19 protein-coding genes are annotated in these 21,501 nt (G+C 66.9%); 13 read left to right on the top strand and 6 right to left on the bottom strand.

Translation table 11 applies throughout. The annotated features are described in order from the left end of the window. Nucleotides 1–219: 219 nt before the first annotated feature. Complete coding sequence (locus tag BLR19_RS14560; RefSeq protein ID WP_091752521.1) at nt 220–645, bottom strand: CBS domain-containing protein; 426 nt, start codon at nt 643–645, stop codon at nt 220–222. A 102-nt stretch (nt 646–747) separates the two neighbouring features. After that, nucleotides 748–1,419: a rhomboid family intramembrane serine protease gene (locus tag BLR19_RS14555; RefSeq protein ID WP_218119440.1), complete on the bottom strand. Its 672-nt coding sequence runs from the start codon at nt 1,417–1,419 to the stop codon at nt 748–750. Nucleotides 1,420–1,538: 119 nt separating this feature from the next. Here BLR19_RS14555 and hfaA point away from each other — a divergent pair, with 119 nt between their 5' ends. The 4 genes from hfaA (at nt 1,539) to BLR19_RS14535 (ending at nt 7,174) form a co-directional block, all read left to right on the top strand. Beyond that, complete coding sequence (hfaA, locus tag BLR19_RS14550; RefSeq protein WP_039247052.1) at nt 1,539–1,979, top strand: holdfast anchoring protein HfaA; 441 nt, start codon at nt 1,539–1,541, stop codon at nt 1,977–1,979. Next, the gene (gene hfaB / locus BLR19_RS14545; protein ID WP_039247049.1) at nt 1,976–2,992 is read left to right on the top strand and encodes a holdfast anchoring protein HfaB; all 1,017 of its coding nucleotides are present in this window, start codon (nt 1,976–1,978) and stop codon (nt 2,990–2,992) included. Before hfaA ends, hfaB begins: the two co-directional genes overlap by 4 nt. Then, nucleotides 2,919–4,178, top strand: coding sequence for a holdfast anchor protein HfaD (gene hfaD, locus BLR19_RS14540; RefSeq protein ID WP_255366713.1), 1,260 nt, complete (start codon nt 2,919–2,921; stop codon nt 4,176–4,178). Before hfaB ends, hfaD begins: the two co-directional genes overlap by 74 nt. Nucleotides 4,179–4,288: 110 nt before the next feature. Beyond that, nucleotides 4,289–7,174: a M16 family metallopeptidase gene (locus tag BLR19_RS14535; RefSeq protein WP_091752516.1), complete on the top strand. Its 2,886-nt coding sequence runs from the start codon at nt 4,289–4,291 to the stop codon at nt 7,172–7,174. Nucleotides 7,175–7,302: 128 nt separating this feature from the next. Here BLR19_RS14535 and BLR19_RS14530 read toward each other — a convergent pair whose 3' ends face one another. Further along, a complete protein-coding gene (locus BLR19_RS14530) occupies nt 7,303–8,205 on the bottom strand; it encodes a hypothetical protein (RefSeq protein WP_153923261.1) in 903 nt (300 codons plus the stop codon). Between the two features lie 316 nt (nt 8,206–8,521). Here BLR19_RS14530 and ileS point away from each other — a divergent pair, with 316 nt between their 5' ends. The 5 genes from ileS to BLR19_RS14505 all read left to right on the top strand — a co-directional run bounded on the left by ileS (nt 8,522) and on the right by BLR19_RS14505 (nt 15,135). Next, the gene (ileS, locus tag BLR19_RS14525) at nt 8,522–11,458 is read left to right on the top strand and encodes an isoleucine--tRNA ligase (RefSeq protein ID WP_091752514.1); all 2,937 of its coding nucleotides are present in this window, start codon (nt 8,522–8,524) and stop codon (nt 11,456–11,458) included. Between the two features lie 755 nt (nt 11,459–12,213). Next, nucleotides 12,214–13,467 (top strand): cation:proton antiporter domain-containing protein, encoded by a 1,254-nt coding sequence (locus tag BLR19_RS14520; RefSeq protein ID WP_091752512.1) that lies wholly within the window; start codon nt 12,214–12,216, stop codon nt 13,465–13,467. Between the two features lie 40 nt (nt 13,468–13,507). Then, nucleotides 13,508–13,708, top strand: coding sequence for a DUF2093 domain-containing protein (locus tag BLR19_RS14515; protein WP_055754203.1), 201 nt, complete (start codon nt 13,508–13,510; stop codon nt 13,706–13,708). Further along, nucleotides 13,705–14,562: a M23 family metallopeptidase gene (locus tag BLR19_RS14510; RefSeq protein ID WP_091752510.1), complete on the top strand. Its 858-nt coding sequence runs from the start codon at nt 13,705–13,707 to the stop codon at nt 14,560–14,562. Before BLR19_RS14515 ends, BLR19_RS14510 begins: the two co-directional genes overlap by 4 nt. 66 nt (nt 14,563–14,628) lie before the next feature. After that, the gene (locus BLR19_RS14505) at nt 14,629–15,135 is read left to right on the top strand and encodes a response regulator (RefSeq protein ID WP_091752508.1); all 507 of its coding nucleotides are present in this window, start codon (nt 14,629–14,631) and stop codon (nt 15,133–15,135) included. On the opposite strand, the gene BLR19_RS14500 is transcribed toward BLR19_RS14505, so the two are convergent. Both BLR19_RS14500 and BLR19_RS14495 read right to left on the bottom strand, forming a co-directional pair. Beyond that, complete coding sequence (locus tag BLR19_RS14500) at nt 15,093–16,061, bottom strand: lysophospholipid acyltransferase family protein (RefSeq protein WP_091752506.1); 969 nt, start codon at nt 16,059–16,061, stop codon at nt 15,093–15,095. The genes BLR19_RS14505 and BLR19_RS14500 overlap by 43 nt on opposite strands. Further along, nucleotides 16,051–16,821: an SDR family NAD(P)-dependent oxidoreductase gene (locus BLR19_RS14495; RefSeq protein ID WP_091752504.1), complete on the bottom strand. Its 771-nt coding sequence runs from the start codon at nt 16,819–16,821 to the stop codon at nt 16,051–16,053. Before BLR19_RS14495 ends, BLR19_RS14500 begins: the two co-directional genes overlap by 11 nt. Before the next feature lie 109 nt (nt 16,822–16,930). On the opposite strand from BLR19_RS14495, the gene BLR19_RS14490 reads away from it, so the two are divergent. From BLR19_RS14490 to BLR19_RS14475, 4 genes are all read left to right on the top strand, one after another. After that, nucleotides 16,931–18,202, top strand: a complete 1,272-nt coding sequence (locus BLR19_RS14490) for a flagella assembly cyclic-di-GMP phosphodiesterase TipF (protein ID WP_091752535.1) — start codon at nt 16,931–16,933, stop codon at nt 18,200–18,202. A 191-nt stretch (nt 18,203–18,393) separates the two neighbouring features. Next, nucleotides 18,394–19,263 carry a TIGR01459 family HAD-type hydrolase gene (locus tag BLR19_RS14485; protein ID WP_091752502.1) on the top strand — a complete coding sequence of 290 codons (870 nt, stop codon included), beginning with the start codon at nt 18,394–18,396 and terminating at the stop codon, nt 19,261–19,263. 39 nt (nt 19,264–19,302) lie between these two features. Continuing rightward, nucleotides 19,303–19,764 (top strand): MaoC family dehydratase, encoded by a 462-nt coding sequence (locus BLR19_RS14480; RefSeq protein ID WP_017506733.1) that lies wholly within the window; start codon nt 19,303–19,305, stop codon nt 19,762–19,764. Next, nucleotides 19,764–20,705 carry a bifunctional riboflavin kinase/FAD synthetase gene (locus tag BLR19_RS14475; protein ID WP_091752500.1) on the top strand — a complete coding sequence of 314 codons (942 nt, stop codon included), beginning with the start codon at nt 19,764–19,766 and terminating at the stop codon, nt 20,703–20,705. The genes BLR19_RS14480 and BLR19_RS14475 overlap by 1 nt, the downstream gene beginning before the upstream one ends. Here the strand turns inward: BLR19_RS14475 and BLR19_RS14470 are convergent. Further along, nucleotides 20,700–21,227 carry a gamma carbonic anhydrase family protein gene (locus tag BLR19_RS14470; RefSeq protein WP_091752498.1) on the bottom strand — a complete coding sequence of 176 codons (528 nt, stop codon included), beginning with the start codon at nt 21,225–21,227 and terminating at the stop codon, nt 20,700–20,702. The genes BLR19_RS14475 and BLR19_RS14470 overlap by 6 nt on opposite strands. Between the last annotated feature and the right edge of the window lie 274 nt (nt 21,228–21,501).

Genomic DNA, 21,501 nt, shown 5'->3' with positions numbered 1-21,501 from the left:
TGGAGCGCGGAACCTAGTTAAACCAACCGATGAAAGCAAGAAGTTTTTCGCTTCTTTCTTCCGTGGGACCTTGGAGATCTTCACCCCCGCGGCCCCGACGGCCAGCCCGTTTCCGAGCGAGGCGGCTCTATACGGAGACGCGGATTTGTCAGCAAGCGGATTCTGAGAGTTCGGAGGAAGTTTCTCGCAAAACCGGAATCGGCCAACAGCGCGCCCCTCTCAGCTTGCAATATAGGTCCGCAAGCTCTCGGCCTCATGGGCGTGTTCGGCGATCTGGCATTTCACCACGTCGCCGATGGAAATGACGCCGACCAGACGATCCGCCTGCATGACCGGCAGATGCCGGATGCGCCGATCGGTCATGCGGGTCATCAAGGCCGACATCTCCTCGGCCGGTTCGGCATAGATCACCTTGGCCGTCATGTAGTCGGCGATGGGACGGTCCAGCGCATCGGCGCCATCGGCCGCCAGCGCCTTGACCACATCGCGTTCGGAGAACACGCCGACCACCCGGTCGCCGTCACAGACGACCAACGCTCCGACCCGCTTCTGCTCCAGTTCTTCGCACGCCCGCGTCACCGTCAGATCCGGCGCGATGGAGAAGACGGCGTTTCCCTTTGTCTTGAGGATTTCAGCGACGAACATCGCGGTCCCTTCTCTCTATAAGAGACGACCGCAGGGCCGGAATGGCGACAGGGCCGCTCAGGGAGCGATGATCGCTCAGCCCCCGTCCGGAATCAACGCGCCTCAGCGATCAGGCGCGGCCCCGCTTCCGAACATCCGCCCCAAGGGACCGATGGCCAGAAAGCCGACGACGAAGCCGACCGCGTGGGCCTCCCAGGCGATCCTGGCCCCTTCGGCGCCGGGTAGTCCGCCGATCATGCCGGTCACGGCGTTGACCGCCATCCAGGTGATGGCTGCGCCGATCACGCGGCGATCGCCCATCGGCAGCACCCTGCCCTGTCCGCCCAGCAGCCGTGTCGCGGCGCCGATCAGGCCGAAGACGGCGCCGGACGCGCCGACCATCGGCTCGCTGGATCCCCAGTGGATCAGTCCATAGCCCAACGACGCCAAGACGCCGCACCCCAGATAGAAGAGCAGAAAGACCGTCGGACCAACCTTGGTCCCGAACAGCCGCGCCACCGGCGTCCCGAACGCCAGCGCCGCCACCGCATTCATGATCGCGTGGGTCCAGCCGCCGTGCAACAGCATGGCCGTCAGCAGCCCGCCCCACCGTCCCTGCTCCAGGTCAAGGGGCGCGAAGGCCATGCTCATGCCCATGTCGGGCAGGTCGCGCTGGAAGAAGAAGAGCGTCGGCATCGACGCCGCGATCAGCAGCACGACCAGCGGCACGTTGAACATCGGCTCTCGCGCCGGGCGGCTGTTCGGCGGATCGAATCGACCGGATGCGTCTGACATGACGCCACAAATGCTCAGTGACCTGCGTCACATCAAGCGCTTCTTAATAACCTTAATGCAGGTTGGGGTGCGGATCACGCTCGTGGTCCGGCGTCCGTTTGTGCGCGAGGAACCCCGGAATGCCCGCCAAGAGGCTGTTTGTATCCACCGCCGTCATGGCTTTCGCCGCCGCTGCAAGCGTGCCGGCGATCGCGCAGTCGACGGGTTCGGGCGGCGCTGCGCGCTTCCAGCAGGGCTATGGCGGCGCGCGAACGGCCGCCAATACGGCCGCGACCGGCTATACGCGTGACGCCAACGGCAATCGGCTGATCGTCAACGGCATCATCCAGTCCGGCGCCTCGTCCTATTCCAGCCAGTCCGGCGGCGCGGCCTCGGCCTATGCCGGCGCAGGCGCGTCCAGCAACGGCGGCACGACCATCGGCGGCTCCACCGCCATCGGCAATCAGCTGAACGTGGTGGTCCAGGGCAGCCGCAACACCGTCATCGTCAATTCGACCCAGACCAACACCGGCGCCATCAACGCCGGTACGGCCCTGAACGGGAACATCAACCTGCCATGAGCCGCCGTCATCTTATAAAGGGGTCCGCCGCCGTCTCGGCCGTCGCCCTTCTGCTCGCCGGCTGCGTCAGCCCGGTCGCGGGTCCGTCGGGACAATATGCGACGCCGATCGGCAATGCGCCGGTGACCGCCAACCCCACGCCCTATTCCGCCGCGCTCTATTGCCTGGCCGACTACGCGCGTCGCTACAACCTGCCCTCGCCGCGCATGGCCGTGGGCCGGATCAGCGACTACACCGGCACGGTGTCGTCCGACGGCGGCCGCCAGATCACCGGCGGCGCCTCCCTGATGGCCAACTCGGCGCTGGCCAAGGCCGGCGCCCGCATCGTTGAGCGCTACGACACTTCGGTGTCCGAGCTTGAGTTGCGCTACGCCAACAACAAGCTGATCGGCGACCAGGCTCCCGACGCCAAGGGGCCAGAGGACACCCAGTACCGCCGCATCCTGGCGGGTCAGGTGCCGGGCTCCGACTTCTATGTGGTCGGCGGCATCACCGAGGTGAACTACAACATTCGCTCCGGCGGCTTCGACATCGCCGGCGGCGAGGTGGACAGCAACCGACCCGGCTCGGGCATCGTCAACCACCGCGTCTATGTGATGAACATCGCCATGGATCTGCGCCTGGTCCAGACGACCACGCTGGAGGTGGTCGATGTCGTCTCCTATCAGAAGCAGATCATCGGCCGCGAAATCTCGGCCGGCGTGTTCGACTTCCTGAACGGCAACGTTTTCGACATCTCGGCCGGCACGGGCGGGATGGAGCCGACGCAGTTGGCCGTCCGCGCCCTGGTCGAACGGGCCACGGTCGAGTTCATGGCCAACCTCTATGGCGCGCCCGGCCCCGAAATCTGCCTGAACCCCGCCAACGACCCGCTCGGCGATTCCACGGTCGGCCCGACCGGCGGCTATTATCCGGCCTATCCCACTCAGGACACCAACAATGGCCAGACCCGCGCCGATCCGTCTCGTTGGCATGATGGCCGCGACGGCGACGTTCGCCGCACTCGCCACTGAGGCGAGCGCCCAGCAAACGCCGACCTGCGATCCGCAAGCCGGCGAAACCTGCTCCAGCACCCAGATGCAGACTGGCGATGTCACCGGCCTGGTGGATATCGACCTGTCCGTCGATCAGGTGACCGTCAGCACAAACGCCCAAGGCAATGCTCTTGCGGGCGGGGTCACAGCCGCCTCCGCCGGCCTGGTCTCGCGCCAGTTGATGACCGGCGCCACCGTGGCCCGCAGCAATGTGGTCGTGAACGGAGAGGCCGACGGCCAACTCAGCGTCGATACGACCGCGCGCGGCAACTATCTCGGCGTGACCACCGATCGCGCAACCTTCGCCGTGGACTCGAGCCAGTCCGCGACCGGCGACCGGGTCGAGGCCGGAACCTATGTTCAGGCGCCGAACGGCCGCGTGCTGCAGGGCGGTTTCGCGACCAGCACCGCCGTCGCCAACACCGTCGCCCTGGGCGGCCCCTCCTCGTCCCTGACCGGTGTCATCGACCAGCGTGCCCAGACCACTGTCTTCGCCGAGACCGTCGCCGACGTTCAGTACATTCCCGCGCCCGCGACCTTCTCGTCCCAGGCCGTCGCCAATGCGGTTCAGACCAATACGACTGGCGCCTCGCATCAGGATCTGGCTATCCGCCAGTCGAACGCCGCTTCGACGACCGAGGCGCGCACCGATGTCTATGTCGACAACGGCTGGGACCTGACGGTCGGCGCCAATGCCGGGGCCAACCAGGCGATCACCGCCAACGCCGGCGGCTCCATGCTGATCCAGACGGACCAGGCCAACGCCGGCCGCGTCCGCGCCGACGCCCGCGTCCAGACCAACCTCCAGGGCCAGACGGTTCTGGCGGCCCGCAGCGTCGCCAACGAGACGGTCGCCGGCAACAACGACATCTATCTGAAGCTGGACAACACCCAGCTGAACACCGGCGGAGTCGAGGCCAACGCGACCTATGTCGGCGTCAATGGCTATGACGCCTATGTCGGCTCCGACGCCGTCGGCAATGCGGTGACGGGCTATGCCTGTTCCCAGTGCGGCGGAGACGTCAACGTCAACAACAACCAGACCAACACCGGCAATGTCACCGCGACCACCAACGCCACGGTCTCGTCCGGACGCACCGCCGTGGTCGGCGCCAACGCCGTCGGCAACAGCGCCAGCTTCTACATCAGCCGCCCCGGCGGCTGATCCGAACATGACAAGTCGGTAAGGTTCGCCAGCCCCGCTTGTGGCGTAGGCAAGCACACTTTACACATCCGGCATCGCGCCATCGGGGGTTGCGGTTTCGGAGTGATACTATGCGTTCTGCGCGTCATCTACTGCTTGTCGCCGTCTCGGGACTGGCCCTGACCACCGGGGCGTTCGCCGCCCCTGCTCTCGCCCAAACTGCGCCGCCCGCTGCGGCCGCCGCCGGTCAGGTCGCGCCGTCCGCCCCCTGGGCCCAGGCCGCCAGCGACATCCCCGCCGATCCAGCCGTCCGTTACGGGCTGCTGCCCAACGGCATGCGCTACGCCCTGCTGCACAATGCGACGCCTCCGGGTCAGGCCTCATTCCGTCTGCGCATCGACGCCGGCTCGCTGATGGAGCGCGACGATCAGAAGGGTCTGGCTCACTTCATGGAGCACATGGCCTTCAACGGCACCAAGGACGTGCCGGAAAACGAGATGTTGCGCATCCTCGAACGCCTGGGTCTGGCCTTCGGCGCCGACACCAACGCCTTTACCAGCTTCGACCAGACCGCCTATATGCTGGAGCTGCCCAACACCAAGGACGAGACGGTCGATCCCAGCCTGCACATCCTGCGTGAGATGATGTCGGCGGCCCTGATGGCGCCAGATGCCATCGATTCCGAACGCGGCGTCATCGTCGGCGAAGAACGGACCCGCGACACGCCGCAACTGCGCGTGCTGAAGACCCAGCTCGGCCTTCTGGCGCCCGGCCAGCGTCTGTCGGAACGCCTGCCCATCGGCGACCTCGACATCATCCGCACCGCGCCGCGCCAGCGCTTCGTCGACTTCTACGACGCCTACTATCGCCCCTCGCGCGCCACCTTCATCGCCGTGGGCGACTTCGACGTGGATGCGATGGAGGCCAAGGTCCGCGCGGCCTTTGTCGACTGGAAGCCGACCGCCGCCGATGGTCCGGAGCCTGACCTGGGAACCGTCGCCCCGCGTCAGCCGCAGACCAGCATCCTGGTCGAGCCGGGCATTCAGTCCTCCATCCAGATCAACTGGATCAAGGCCCCGGACCTCAGCCCCGACACGGCCGCCGAGCGCGCCGCCGACGTCCGTCGCGGCCTGGGTCTGGCCGTGCTGAACCGTCGCCTGGGCGAGATCGCCCGCGCCGACAACCCGCCCTTCATCGGCGCCGGCGCCGGCTATCAGTCGCTGTTCGACAGCCTGGACGCCGGCACCCTGTCGGTCGCCTTCAATCCCGGCGGCTGGCAGCGTGCGCTGGAAAGCGTCGAGCAGGAAAGCCGTCGTCTGGCCGAATACGGCGTCAGCGACGCCGAGCTTCAGCGCGAGATCATCAACACCCGCACCGCGCTTCAGAACGCCGTGGCCTCAGCCGCGACCCGTTCGACCCCGGCCCTGGCGACCGGCCTCCTGGGCGCCGTCAACGACGACCAGGTCTTCAGCTCGCCACAGACCAATCTCGATCTCTTCAACAAGGCTGTCGAAGGCCTGACCGTCGACCAGGTCAATCAGGCGACCAAGGCGGTGTTCGAGGGCCAGGGCCCGCTGCTTCTGTTCAGCTCCCCCGTCCCGGTCGAGGGCGGCGAGGCCGCCGTCACCGCCGCGCTGGAAGCCTCGCGTAACACTCCGGTGCAGGCCCGAGCCGCCGAGGCTGAACTGAAATGGCCCTATGACAGCTTCGGCGCCCCGGCGGTCCCCGCCGCCCGTTCCGAAGTCGCAGACCTGGGTGCGACCCTGGTTCGCTTCCCGAACGGCACCTTGCTGAACATCAAGAAGACCGACTTCCGCGCCGATCAGATTCTGGTCAGCGCCCGCACCGGTCTTGGCGAACTGGGCCTGCCTGCCGACACCCTGTCGCCCCTGTCGATGGCCAGCACCGTCCTGGCCCCCGGCGGTCTGGGCAAGCTCAGCCTGGACGAGATGAACCGCGTCCTCAGCGGACGCACCTACAGCGCCGCTGTCAATCAGGCCGGCGACGCCTACATCTTCGCCGGCGCCACCAAGCCCGCCGATCTCCAGCTGGAGCTTCAGGTCTTGGCCGCCTATCTCACCGATCCGGGTCTGCGCGGCGCCTCGTTCGAACAGACCAAGGCCATGTTCCCGCAGATCCTGGCCCAGCTGGGCGCCACGCCGCGCGGCGTCTTCCAACGCGACGCCTCGGGCCTGCTGGCCAGCGGCGACGCGCGTGAGACGACCCCGACGGCCGAACAGATCGCCGCGATCCAGATCGACGACATCCGCTCCGGCGTTCGCTCGGCCCTGGCCCAGGGTCCGGTCGAGATCACCGTCGTCGGCGACGTCGACGTCGACGCGGTCATGGCCGCCGTCGGCTCGACCTTCGGCGCCCTGCCCTCGCGCGGTCAGGTGCCCACACCGCCCGCCGGCTCGACGGTGCGCAAGTTCCCCGCCCCGACCGCTACGCCGGTCCAGCTGTATCACACCGGCCCCGCCGAACAGGCGCTGGGCTTCGTCGCCTGGCCGACCACCGACCAGGTTGAAGATCGCAAGACCGCGCGTCAGCTGTCGATCCTGTCGGACGTGCTGCAACTGCGCCTGAACGACGAAATCCGTGAGAAGCAGGGCCTGGCCTATTCGCCCAGCGCCGGCTCGACCGCCTCGGACACCTATCCGGGCTACGGCTTCATCTCGGTGACTGCGGAAACCCCGCCGGCCGCACTGCCCAAGCTGTTCGAGACGGTGGACGCCATCGCCGCCGACCTGCGCGACAATCCGATCAGCGAGGACGAACTGAACCGCGCCCGTCGCCCGGCCGTCGAGCGCATCCGTCGCAGCATGGCCGACAACGGCTATTGGCTGACCCAACTGTCGCAGGCCCAGAGCGATCCGGCGACGCTGGACCAGACCCGCAACCAGATCGCCACCCTGGAAGCCGTCACCGCCGCCGACCTTCAGGCCCTGGCTCGCCAGTATCTGAAGGCCGACAGCGCCTGGCGCGCCACCGTCACCGCTCAACCGGCGGCCCAGTAACGCCCACGAAAAAGGCCCCGGCTCTCGCGAACCGGGGCCAGTCGTCAGGATCGTCGACGGAGAGCCGACGGTCGCCTTATCTCATGTCCCGCCTGATCGGCGGCTGAACGGGCGTGTTTAGGTCCGGTTCAGAAGACCCGGCCGCCGACGCCGCCGTCCAGGGTGATCACCCCGGTCAGCACGGTCGCGCTCTCGACCTGTTCCTCGCGGTATTCGGTGTATTCCTCTTCGCGATACATCGTCAGGATCTTGATCCCGGCGCCGTAGCGACGCAGCAGCGAACGCTCGTTGCAATCCCGCTCGGGCTTCTCGGGCCGGCATTCCAGCTTGCCGCCCGTCCCGTACCACAGCGCCTCATGCTTGCGGCAGGTCAGGGTCGTGCCGTGATCGAAGCTGATGTCGCCGTTGTAGTCGGCGATGGTCGCCTGCAGCCAGGTGCCCGACAGGCAGCGATACAGCTCGCCCTCGAACCCTTCGGCGATCTCGCGATCCGGCCGCACCTGCGAGGCGGGGTGCGGCACCTGGCGGTCGTCGATGCAGACGGCCTGGATGACGACCCGCTTCATCATGCTGCGGAATGCGCTGTAGGGTGTGCGCACGGTCTGGGCGATCACGCCCTCGACGGCCAGGCCCTGGATGGTGGTCGGATAGGGCTGATCCACGCTGACATAGGCCGCGCCGCCGCCTCCGCCGAAGCTGCCCGAGAAGCCGCCGGCCCGCGCATTGACGTAGGACCGCGCGCCCGAGTTGGCGTTGGCCCCGGCGCCCGCGTTCGCATTGGCGCTCGCGCCAAGGTTCACGTTCACATTGACGTTTGTGTTGATGTTGCCGTTCCAGTTTCCACCGCCGCCAGGACCGCAGTTTCCACCGCCGTTGCAAGGCGGCGGCTCGGGCGGAGGCGGCGGCTCGCACGAGGTGCAGGGCGGCGGCTGGCAGCCGGATGTGCATTGCGCCAGCGCGGCTCCGGCGCCCGCCGAGACGGCGAGACCGGCCGCCAGGCCCAGCATCCATTTCGTGATCCGCAGCCGCATCGGCGGGAACTCCCAAGCGAATATCGTGTCGGCCGAACAAGATTCCGGCCGATCCTCCCGTCACAAAACCGCAAAAGCCTTTCGTTTCCGTTGATGAGGCCTGCGCTTCGGGATGGCGCAATGCCGCATCCGTCTGCTAGACCGCCCGCACAATGACCGTCCGCGTCTCCATTCGCCTGATTTCGATTAGCCGCCCGGCGTAGCGCTCCTGGGCCGCATGGCCCCGTGCACGCCGGGATCGACAGCCCTCAAGCAGCGCGAAGCGCGATAGGGCGAAGAGAACAGCGACATAATTTTCAAGACGCCGAGACGACCCATGGCCGACGCCCCCGAAAACACCTCTGAATCCACCGCCCGCGACTATCGCGACACCGTCTTCCTGCCCGAGACCCCCTTCCCCATGCGCGGCGGCCTGCCCCAGAAGGAGCCGGTCATTCTGGAACAGTGGGGCGACCTCTACGGGACCCTGCGCGCCGAGCGGCAGAAGCAGAACGCCCCCCTCTACGTTCTTCACGACGGCCCGCCCTACGCCAACGGCGACATCCACATCGGCCACGCCCTGAACAAGACGCTGAAGGACTTCGTGGTCCGCAGCCGGTTCCTCCTGGGTTACGATGTCGATTACGTCCCCGGCTGGGACTGCCACGGCCTGCCGATCGAGTGGAAGATCGAGGAGCAGTTCCGCGCCAAGGGCCGCCGCAAGGACGAGGTGTCCAAGGACGAGTTCCGCCGCGCCTGCCGGGAATACGCCGGCAAATACATCGACCTGCAAAAGGACCAGTTCCACCGGCTGGGCATCGTCGGCGACTTCGCCAACCGCTACGCCACCATGGACTTCACCTCTGAAGCCGCCATCGTCGCCGAGTTCCACAAGTTCAAGAACTCGGGCCAGCTCTATCGCGGCTCCAAGCCCGTCATGTGGTCGCCGGTCGAGCGCACAGCCTTGGCCGACGCCGAGATCGAGTATCACGACCACGTCAGTCCGACGATCTGGGTCAAGTTCCCGGTCACGGCCATGTCGGACGACCATCCCGACGACCTGCTGGCCTTCCGCTCCAGCACCCCGTCCATCGTCATCTGGACGACCACGCCCTGGACCATCCCGGCCAACCGCGCCATCTCCTACGGCCCCGAGATCGCCTATGGCCTGTATGAGGTCACGGCCATGGAGGAAGGCCTGGAGTTCGCGCCCTGGGCCAAGCCCGGCGACCGCCTGATCCTGGCCGACAAGCTGGCCGAGGAGGTGTTCAAGGCCGCCAAGATCGCCGCCTGGACCCGCGTCTATGACATCAATCCTTCGGGCCTGGAGACCGCCCACCCGCTGGCCGCGCTCGACAGCGGCTACGGCTTCTCCGTGCCCCTGCTCGCCGGCGATCACGTCACCGACGACGCCGGCACCGGCTTCGTCCACACCGCGCCCGGCCACGGCGCCGACGACTTCGAGGTTTGGAAGGCCCACGGTCATCACGAAGTGCCCGACACCGTCGATCCAGACGGCGCCTACTACCCCGGCGTCCCCCTGTTCGCGGGCCTGAAGGTGCTGGAAACCGAAGGCAAGAAGACCGGCAAGTTCGGTCCCGCCAACGGCGCGGTGATGGAAAAGCTGATCGAGGCCGGCAATCTGTTGGCGCGCGGGCGGCTGGAGCACTCCTATCCGCACAGCTGGCGCTCCAAGGCCCCGATCATCTTCCGCAACACCCCCCAGTGGTTCATCCGCATGGACACTCCGCTGGAAGGGGGGCCGCTGAAGAGCGGCGACACCCTTCGCGAGACGGCGCTGAACGCCATCGACGCCACCGCATTCCATCCCGTCGCCGGCAAGAACCGCATCCGCTCGATGGTCGAGGGCCGTCCCGACTGGCTGGTCAGCCGCCAGCGCGCCTGGGGCACGCCGCTCGCCATGTTCATCGACAAACAGACGGGCCAGCCCCTGCATGACCCCGAGGTCGACGCCCGCATCGTCGCGGCCGTCGCCGAACACGGCGCCGACATCTGGTTCACCGCGCCCGACAGCGATTTCCTGGGCGCCCACGACCCGGCCCGCTACGAAAAGGTCGAGGATATCCTGGACGTCTGGTTCGATTCCGGCTCGACTCATGCCTTCACGCTGGACCCGCGCCTGACGGAAAACGGCTACACCGGCGACCGTCCCGCCCACTGGCCCGCCGATCTCTACCTGGAAGGCTCCGACCAGCACCGCGGCTGGTTCCAGTCGTCCCTGCTGGAAGGCTGCGGCACGCGCGGCCGCGCCCCGTTCAAGGCGGTCCTGACCCACGGCTTCACCCTCGACGAAAAGGGGGAGAAGATGTCCAAGTCCAAGGGCAATACGACCGACCCTCTGACCATCATTAAGGAGTCCGGCGCCGACATCCTGCGCCTGTGGGTCGCCCTGGTCGATTATTCGGACGACCAGCGGATCGGCAAACAGATCCTGCAGACCACGGTCGACGCCTATCGCAAGCTCAGGAACACCGTCCGCTACCTGCTGGGCGCCCTGGCCGATTTCGACGAGGCCGAACGCCTGCCGCTGGACCAGATGCCGCCGCTGGAGCGGTTCATCCTGCACCGCCTGCACGAACTCGACGCCCAGGTCCGCGCCGCCTACGCCGAATACCGCTTCCAGGACGTCGTCCGTCCGGTGTTGGAGTTCTGCGCCGGCGACCTGTCGGCCCTGTATTTCGACATCCGCAAGGACGCCCTGTACTGCGACCGCCCCGACAGCCTGCGCCGTCGCGCCGCCCGCACGGTGATGGACGAGGTCTTCATGCGCCTCACCGCCTGGCTGGCCCCGCTGACGCCCTTCACGATGGAAGAGGCCTGGACCACGCGCTTCCCCGACGCCGGCTCCAACTGCGCGCGGGTCATCCCCGACACTCCGGCGGAATGGCGTAATCCGGCCGAGGCCGAGCGTTGGGCGGCGATCAATACGGTTCTCGAAGTGGTCAATGAATCGCTTGAAGCCGCCCGCCGCGAGAAGCTGATCGGCGGCGCCCTTGACGCGTGGCCGACCGTCACCGCACCGGCCTCCGCCTTCGCCCCGTTCGAAGGCCTCGACGCTGCCGAGATCTTCCGCACCTCGGGCGCCGATCTTGTCGAAGGCGAAACCATCTCGGTCACGGTCGCTGTCGCCGACAACCCGAAATGCGCCCGCTCCTGGCGCCGGGTCCCCGACGTCGGCTCCGACCCCGCCTATCCCGACCTCTCGGCCCGCGACGCCGATGCGGTTCGGTATTGGGACCAGACGCACGCCTGATCGCAGCAAAGTCTCCTCCCCACTTGTGGGGAGGGGGACCGCGAAGCGGTGGAGGGGTTCTTGAAGCCCCACAGAGGTCGGGGATTCGCTGAAGAGCCCCTCCGTCTCTCCGCTGCGCTTCGAGCCACCTCCCCATTTCATGGGGAGGAGACGATGCTCAGCCATCGCAATGCCGCTGGTCCATCCGCAGCGATTTCAACCGCTTGCCGATTTATGTCCCCCGTCTCCCATCCACGGGGTTAAACAGCCCCATAATGCATCTGTCTCGTCGCTTGGAGGGCTCGCCTGGCCTGCGACCTTGCGGCGGCGGGAGCGGAGGGAACGGGGGCGGTGGTGAAATCCCATCGCGGCGGCGCCGGGACTGATCGGTCGGGGAATCGCCCCGGCGTCCGCAGTCGCGTCGCAGGGTCGAGGGGGATACTCGGCCGAACCGGGGATCGGGGATCGCTGCTCCGACCCGCCCGTCGCAGGCTTATGGGGTTAGGCGATAAGACCGCCACCGCTCGGCGCCCCGAGCCTGCAGGCCAACCACCCGCGCGGAGCGTCACACCCTTCGTCGAAACGGTACTTACAAACTCACACTCCGGGCGAAGGCCCGGCGCTCCGCCCAGCCCTCCAAACTTCGCAGGCCGAACGCCGCGAAGACAAAGCCGTTTTCCGTCCCGCGCGACACCGCGTCATCTTGTCAAACCGCCCCTCGCGCCCCAACTGCAAAGCCTACCCAAATCCCACCTTCGCTCGCGACAGGAGCCCTGATGCCGCATGCCGACAGCCTGATTCTCACCCTGGTCGGGGGCTTCGTCCTCGCCTTCGTGTTCGGCATGCTGGCGCATCGGCTGAAACTGTCGCCCCTGGTCGGCTATCTGGTCGCGGGCGTGATCGTCGGCCCCTATACGGGCGGCTTCGTCGCCGACACCGAACTGGCCCCGCAGCTGGCCGAGATCGGCGTCATCCTGCTGATGTTCGGCGTCGGCCTGCACTTCTCGCCCACGGATCTGATGCAGGTCCGAAAGGTCGCCATCCCCGGCGCCCTGGTTCAGATCGGCGTCGCCACCGTGCTGGGCTGGGGGCTCGGCCGGTTCGTGCTGGGCCTGGGCGATGTCGAGGCCCTGCTGATGGGCTTTGCCTTGTCCGTCGCCTCGACCGTCGTCCTGCTGCGGGCGCTGGAGGAGCGTAAACAGGTCAAGGGCGAGATCGGCCGCATCGCCGTGGGCTGGCTGATCGTCGAGGATCTGGTCATCGTCATCGCCCTGGTCATGCTGCCCATGGTGCTGGTCCCTGCCGGAACCCAGACGGACTTCGCCGCACTGGGGACCGACGTCGGCCTGACCCTGCTCAAGGTCGTGCTGTTCGTGGTCGGCATGCTGGTCGTCGGCGGCAAGGTCATCCCCTGGCTGCTGATCCGCATCGCCCACACCAAGTCGCGCGAGCTCTTCACCCTGGGCGTCCTGGCCATCGCCCTGGGCATCGCCTGGCTGGCCTATTTCCTGTTCCACTCTTTCGCGCTGGGCGCCTTCCTGGCCGGTCTGGTGATGAACGCCTCGCCCCTGGGTCACAATGCGGCCGAGCGGTCCCTGCCGCTGCGCGACGCCTTCGCGGTGCTGTTCTTCGTTTCGGTCGGCATGCTGTTCGACCCGATGATCGTGGTGCGCCAGCCGTGGGCAGTCCTGGGTGTGCTGGGCATCGTCATCGTCGGCAAGTCGGTCGCGGCCCTGATCATCACCAAGACCTTCAAGCTGGATCGGCCGACCGGCTTCACCGTCGCCGCGTCCCTGGCCCAGATCGGCGAGTTCTCCTTCATCCTGGCCGCGCTGGGCGTGTCGCTGGGCGCCATGAGCCGCGAGACTCACGACCTGATCCTGGCCGCCGCCCTGCTGTCGATCTCGCTGAACCCCTTCGTCTTCCTGTTCACCGACCGGATGGGCGGCAAGCCGAAGCCGCCCGCCGCTGGCGCGATCCGACCCGCAGCTGCGGACGGCCCGATCACGGATGCGGTGGCGGCGCCCTGAGCCCCTTTCCGCGCCGCGCGCCGCCCGCTATCGTCTGCTCATGGACAAAATCGCCGCAGATCAGGCCGTGCTTCACTATGGCGACGGCGAGTTCGCCGTCTTGAAGCCCGGCCGCTTCGTGCGCTGCGCCGTGACGGACAAACCGATCCCGCTGGAAGTCCTCCGCTACTGGAGCCCCAGCCGTCAGCAGCCCTATTTCGGCCCGGCCGAGTTCATCGCGGCCCAGCAAGGCGATCGATGATCCCGTCGCGCCGCGCCCTGCTGACCGGCGCGGGCGCCAGCCTGATCGCCGCGCCATTGATGGCTGAAGACCGGAACACCCTGCCGCTGGCCTTGAACGGCGCCTGGCGTCAGAGCGGCTACGCCTTCGGCCGCACCGCGCCGCGCGCCCTGATCTTCGTCGACGGCGAGGCCCTGACCACCGCCTCGGCCGCCGGCCTCTTCGTGATCGGCTTCGACCGCGACGCCTCCGCCAGCGTCCAGATCGAGGCCCGCGCCGACGGCCGGTCCGCCCGGCGCACCCTCGACATCGCTCCCTACGCCTTCCCCTCGACCAGCGTGAACGGCCTGCCGTCCTCGACCGTCGAGCCCAGCGATCCCGCCCTCCTGGCCCGCATCCAGCAGGAGATCGCGCTGAAGACGGAGGGCTTCGCCAGCCGCATCGACGCCGACGACTTCAAGGATGGCTTCGCCTGGCCGCTCGAGAGCTACCGCGTCTCCAGCGCCTGGGGCGCCCAGCGCGTCCTGAACGGCACGCCCGCCCGGCCGCACTACGGCATCGACCTGGCCGCCCCCCAGGGCAGCGTGATCCGCGCACCCGCCGACGGCCGCATCGCCTTCGTCCGCCCCGACATGCATTTCGAGGGCGGTCTGACCCTGATCGACCACGGTCAGGGCCTGATCAGCTGCTATTTGCATCAGTCGCGGCTGGACGTGGCGCTGGGCCAACGCGTCCGGCGCGGCGATGCGCTGGGCCGCGTCGGCATGACCGGCCGCGCCACCGGCCCCCACCTGTGCTGGCGCATGAAATGGCGCGATCGCAACCTGGATCCGTCACTCATGATCGGGGCGCGTGTTCCAGAAAGTCTAGCCTGATCAAAGGCTCCTCTTGCGAGACTACGCATATCCACTTAGCCTCGATCGAAGATCTGGCGGGGCCCGATGTTTTCTCTGAAATCGCTGAACGTCCTGCTTGTGGACGACAATCAGAATATGCGCGCCATCGCGTCAGCCGTGCTGCATTCGGCCGACATCCGCAACGTCTATGAGGCGTCCGAAGGCGCGACGGCTTTCGATTTGCTGCGTCGCCACGCGATCGATCTGGCCATCGTCGATTTCAACATGTTCCCGCTGGACGGGGTCGAGTTCACCCGCCTCGTCCGCACCAGCCCCGACAGCCCCAATCCGTTTCTGCCGATCATCATGATGACCGGCCATTCCGAACGCAGCCGCGTCTACGAGGCCCGCGACGCCGGGGTGACCGAGTTCATCGTCAAGCCGATCACCGCCAAGGCCGTGCTGGATCGGCTGAACGCCGTCATCATGAAGCCCCGCCCCCTCATCAAGGCCGATGGCTATATCGGGCCCTGCCGTCGGCGTCGCGATACGCCGGACTACGCCGGGCCTTACCGTCGAGGATCGGACGCCTCGCGGTCCAACGCCGCATAAACCTTGTCCGGCCAACGCTTGTGGACCCAGAACCAGTCCACCGGATGCTCTTTCACCCGGTCCTCGACGAAGCGATTGGCGGCCTGGATGCCGGCCAGCGTATCGGCCGCCTTGTCCTCGCTCTGGCTGACCACGATTGGCTCGTGCGCCGTCACCCGGAACCGCACGCCCGGCAGGCGCACCACCGACAGCGGCAGCATGACCGTGTCGAACTTCAACGCCAGCCTGGCCGCCCCAGGCGAGGCGTTCACCGGCTGACCGAAGAACTCCACCTCTGGCCCCTGATTGTATTTCTGATCGACCAACAGGGCGATGGAATCGCCGCGCCTCATCCCCGCCATCAGTTCGCGCGTCCCGTCGCCCTTGGGCGCGAACAGGCGGATGCCGTAACGCTCCCGGCTCTGGCGGATCAGGGCGTCGACGTACGGATTATTGGCGGCGCGATAGGTCACCTGACACGGCACGCCCGAGGCCATGATCACCGCCGCCATCACCTCGAAGTTGGCCAGATGGCCCGAGATCAAAACGGCCGGCTTGCCGCTGTCGCGCAGGGCGTGCAGCCGCTCCATCCCGACCACCTCGACCCGCCCGCCTTCGGGCGTCAGATGATCCATGACCGCCAGTTCGGCGAAGGTCCGGCCCGTCTGATCCCATTGCGCCAAGGCCAGCGCCTCGCGCTCGTCTGCCGGCATGTCAGGAAAGGCGATCCGCAGGTTGCGCATTACCGTCTTCTGCGTGCCGGTCAGCGGCCCCAGCGTGCGCAGCAGCCAGCCGCCCAACCCCGACGCCCGCTCGACGCCCAGCAGGCGCAGAAAGCCGAACAGCGCCTGAAAGCCGAAGGCCTCCAGGCGCCATGCAAAATCCTGCTTCCAATCTTTTGCGCTACCGCCCTTCGGGCTGCTTGAGCGCGTGTCTTCACCAGGCAATCGTCAATCCACCGTCCACCACAAGGGTCTGGCCGGTCACATAGGCCGACGCAGGGCTGCACAGATAGACCGCCGTGCCCGCGATTTCATCGGGCTGACCGATCCTTTTCAGCGGCGCCGGTTCGGTGACCTGTTTCAGCAGCTCCGGATTCTCCCACAGATATTTGGCGAAATCGGTCTGAACCAGCCCGGGCGCGATGCAGTTGACCCGCACGTTCGACGGCCCCCACTCCACCGCCAGATTGCGCACCAGCTGCATGTCCGCCGCCTTGGAGATATTGTAGGCGCCGATCAGGGCGTTGCCGCGAAGCCCTCCGATGGACGAGATGACCAGGATCGCCCCATCTTTCCGCTCCACCATCTGCGGCGCGACCATCTGGATCAGCCAGTGGTTCGAGATGACGTTATTCTGCAGTATCTTCTCGAACTGGTCGTCGGCGATGCCCGCCATCGGCCCGGCGTACGGATTGGTCGCGGCATTGCACACCAGGATGTCGATCTGGCCGAAGACGGCGTTTGTCTCGTCGACCAGCCGCTGAAGATCTTCCTTCGAGGCGATGTTGGCCGGCACCGCGATGGCCCGACCCTCCCCATATTTGCCGTTGATCTCGGCGGCGACCTCGTCGCACGGCCCGGCCTTGCGCGACGAGATGACGACCTTGGCGCCATGTTCGGCCAGCCGTTCGGCGATGGCCTTGCCGATTCCCCGCGACGAGCCGGTGATGATTGCGACCTTGCCGGTCAGATCGAACAGTTCCATTGCGTTTCCCGTAGGTTTGGCGGGGATATTTGCAGCCCCGCTCTAGCCGAATGACATTGATAGCCTGATACTCAGGCGATTCCATCCGGGAGTGGCCGACCGCCAGCCGATGCGCAACGTAACAACGGGCTTTCTCTACTTCGCCTATCTGTTCCTTGGCATGACCGTGGGCGCCTTCCTGTGGCGCGCGGGCCTGGGGATCGGCGCAGGCGTGGCCGGAATGCTCGGCGCACTTGGGCTGTTGGGCGCCTTCCACGGCATCGTCACCGGCATCGCCGAGCGTCGCGTCCTCAAAAAGGAGATCGGCCAGGTCCGCGAGGCCCACCGCCTGCTCGCCGATGCGATGGAGTCGACCCAGGGCGCCCTGACCGAACTGGCGCACGCCATCGAGACCGGCGTCCTGTCCGACACCGACGCCCTGACCGGCGAGGTCCGGATGCTAGAATCGCTGGTCCAGCAGATGAGCGAAAGCATCGACGAGCGCCTGGCCGCCGCTCCGCATATCGGCGTGGAGACTTTCGAGGGCCGCCGCATGGCTCAGTCCAACGTTCTGCTGCGCACCATCCACGAAGCGCTCAGCGAAGGGCGCGTCGATCTGTATCTTCAGCCGGTCGTCTCCCTGCCCCAGCGCCGAACCATCTTCTACGAGAGCTTCACCCGGCTGCGCGACGCCACCGACCGCGTCATGATGCCGGCGGAATATCTGTCCCTGGCCGAGGGCGAGGGCCTGGTGCCGGCGATCGACAATCTGCTGCTGTTCCGCTGCGCCCAGATCGTGCGGCGGCTGGCGCGTCAGGATCGCAAGGTCGGCGTTTTCTGCAACGTGGCCCTGACCTCGCTGGGCGACGAGACCTTCTTCCCACAGTTCCTGGACTTCCTCAGCGAGAACCGCGACCTGAACCAGGCGCTGATCTTCGAACTGGGTCAGGCCACCTTCGACGCCCGCGGCGCTATCGAGGCGCGCAACATGGCCAAGCTAGCCGACCTGGGCTTCCGCTTCTCGCTGGATAAGGTGCAGACGCTGAATCTCGACTTCGCCGATCTGCAACGCTCGGACGTCAAGTTCATCAAGGTCGCGGCCGACCTGATGATCGAACAACTGCTGGACCTGGACGGCGGCGCCCCCTTGCGCTCCATGCCCGACATCCAGGCCGCCGACTTCGCCGCCCTGACCCGCCGCTACGGCGTCGAGGTCATCGCCGAAAAGGTCGAGAACGAACGCCAGGTCGTCGACATCCTCGAACTGGACGTGGGAATGGGCCAGGGCCACCTGTTCGGCGAACCCCGCGCCATCAAGGAACAGGTCCTGGCTGAGACCGACCCCCCGGCCGAGTTCCTGCGCTCCACCCTGCGCAGCGCCGAGCAGCGCAGGCGCTACTAGAGCCACTGTCCCGTCTCCTCCCCGCTTTGCGGGGAGGTGGCGCGGTGCCCCTTCGCGCCGCGACGGAGGGGTTCTTCCCCCACAACAGGCGCCGAGCCAGTTTCAGGACCCCTCCACCGCTTCGCGGTCCCCCTCCCCATTTCATGGGGAGGAGACTTTCGCCTCTGCGTCGTAGCGGCTACCAAAGTCCCATGAACCTCCCCCACGCCCTGCCCCACCTCGGCGCCGTTGCCGGCGATTATGACATCTTGCTCTGCGACGTCTGGGGCGTGATCCATAATGGGCGCGAAAGCTGGGCTGGCCCGTGCGAGGCGCTGACGCGGTTCAACCGCGAGGGCGGCCATGTCGTGCTGATCTCCAACTCGCCCCGTCCAGCGTCGGACGTGATCGCTCAGTTGGATGAGCTGAGCGTGCCGCGTGAGGCATGGAAGGCCTTCGTCACCTCCGGCGATGCGACCCGCGCCGAACTGGCCAAGCGCGCGCCCGGCCCGGCCTGGATCGTCGGCCCCGAACGTGACGCGCCGCTGTACGCGGGTCTTGGCCTCGAGCGCGCCGCGTCGCCTGAGGACGCCGCCTTCATCTCCGTCACCGGCCCGGTCGACGACACAGTCGAAACGCCCGAAGACTACCGTGAGCGATTCGCCGTTGGCGCCGCACGCGACATCGAACTGATCTGCGCCAATCCCGACCGCGTCGTGCAGCGCGGCGACCAGCTGATCTACTGCGGCGGATCGCTGGCCGACCTTTATGAATCGCAGGGCGGCCGGGTCGTGATGGCGGGCAAGCCCTTCGCCCCGATCTATGATCTGGCGATCAAGGAGGCGAAAGGCCTGCTGGGCCGCCCCGTCGATCGCTCGCGCATCCTGTGCATCGGCGACGGCGTCGTCACCGACGTGATGGGCGCAAACGCGCAAGGGCTCGACTGCCTGTTCATCGCCCAAGGCATCCACGGCGACCAGGCCAAGGGCGAAGACGGCGCGCTCGACCCGGCCCGCGCCGCCGCTCTGCTGAAGGCGGAAACGACCTATGCGCGATACGCCGCGCTCGAACTGAACTGGTAAGGCTCGCCATTTTGTCGCACCGCCGCTAAAGCCTCATCCATGGTCGAATTGGTTCAGCAGCATCCGTCCGGTGGTTACATCCTGGACGAACTTCACGTCGGCATGGCGGCCGAGAAAATCGTCGTCGCGACGGAGGACCGCATTCGGCTGTTCGCCGAGGCGTCCGACGACTTCAACCCGGTGCATCTGGACGAGGCCTTCGCCTCTAAGACCGCCTATCGCGGCCGGATCGCCCACGGCCTGCTCAGCGCCTCGTTCGGCTCTGCGGTGGTCGGCACCATCCTGCCGGGCGCCGGCTCGATCTACATTTCCCAGACCCTGGCCTTCCATCAGCCGGTGCGGATCGACGACGTCGTGCGCATCCTGATCACCGTGATCGAGGTCGAGCCCGAGAGCGCGCGGGTCAAGCTCAGCTGCGAAGGCTTCGTCGGCGAGACCATGATCATGGACGGCGTCGCCGTCGTCCGCGTCCCCCGCCGGCGCAAACCGTCCCAGCGTTGATGCAGGTTGCGCGTATTTGGCGCGACTGGCGCGAGGTGCCGGACGCGCTGAAAGGCGCGGCGGTCGCCGTCGGCGCCTTCGACGGCGTGCATCGCGGGCATCAGACCGTCATCGCCAGCGCACGTGACGCGGCGGAACGGCTGGGCGCGCCGTTGGGCGTCGTCAGCTTCGATCCTCATCCCCGCCGCTGGTTCCAGAAGGACGCCGCGCCCTTTCGACTGATGACGGCCGACCAGATGGCCGAGGCCTTAGCGCCGCTGGGTGTGGAGATCCTGTATCTTCTGCCCTTCGACGCCGAGATGGCCGGCATGACCGACTCCGCCTTCGCCGAGCGGGTTCTGGCCGAGGGTCTGGGCATTCGCCACGCCGCCGTCGGGTTCGACTTCACCTTCGGCAAGGGCCGATCCGGCTCGCCCGAGGCCTTGCGCGCCTATGGCGAGCGGCTGGGCTTCACCGTTTCTGTCGCCGAACGGCTGGATGACGCGGACGGGCTGAAACTGTCGTCCAGCGCCGTGCGCGAGGCCCTGAAGGCCGGCGACATGGCCCGCGTCGCCGCCATCCTGGGCCGCCCCTTCGCTATTCGCGGCGAGGTGATCCACGGCGACAAGCGCGGCCGCACCATCGGCGTGCCGACGGCCAATGTCGCACTCGGCGACTATATGCGCCCCGCCTATGGCGTCTATGCGACCCGCAGCCGATTGCCGGACGGGCGGGTGATCGACGGCGTCGCCAGCCTGGGCGTGCGTCCCATGTATGCGCTGGAGACCCCGCTGATGGAGGTCTGGCTGTTCGACTTCGACGGCGACCTCTACGGCCAGACGCTGGACACTGATCTGGTCGTCTGGCTGCGCGGCGAGGAGACCTTCGACGGTCTCGACGCCCTGAAGACCCAGATAGACGCCGATGCGGCGGCGGCGCGAACCATCCTCAGCCGATCATAGAGGCCGCAGCTCCGCCGCGAACCGCTTCCAGTTCTGCACATAGTGTTCGGCCGACATCTGCAGCACGGCGATGTGCGCCGGGTCACGTTCCCGCACCACCTTGCCGGGCTGGCCCACCACCAGACTGTTGTCCGGGATGATCTTGCCCTCGGTAATCAGCGCATTGGCGCCGATGATACAGTTGCGCCCGATCTTGACCCCGTTCAGCACCACCGCCCCGATGCCGATCAGGCTGTAGTCCCCGACCTCGCAGCCATGCAGCATGGCCTTGTGTCCCACCGTCACGCCGCGTCCCAGCGTCAGCGGCGAACCCATGTCGGTGTGCAGCACGCTGCCGTCCTGAATGTTGCTGTCAGGCCCCACTGTGATCGGATCGTTGTCCCCGCGCAGCACGGCGCCGAACCAGACACTGGCGTTGGAATGGAGAATCACATTCCCTATTACGGACGCGCCTGGCGCCACCCAGTATTCGCCCTGCGGCGGAAGCTGTGGTTTGCTGTCGCCCAAGGCGTAAATGGTCATCTGTACACCGCCTAATCTTTGAAAAACGAGGGCTTTAACGGATCGCTAACCACGATAGCATCATTCTGTTGATGCGATTCGTGGGTCGCCATTTCGGCCCCGGATCCGAAACCGGATCAAGCCCGATCCGGTCATCAAGTCGGGGCTTTCGCGTGGCGCGTTGGGATCCTGGTTCGGTTGTTCGGCGGCGGGCGCACCCCGTTGCAGACGGCTCTGCTGTCGATCCGGGCCGTTGCTCTGCAGGCCGCGACCTCTTCCTCCCCAAGACCATCCA

It is taken from the genome of Brevundimonas sp. 374, from assembly GCF_900102995.1.
GTDB classification, from domain to species: domain Bacteria; phylum Pseudomonadota; class Alphaproteobacteria; order Caulobacterales; family Caulobacteraceae; genus Brevundimonas; species Brevundimonas vesicularis_C.
Note: the sequence above shows the minus strand (reverse complement) of the source record. Positions and strands in the feature narration are given on the sequence as shown.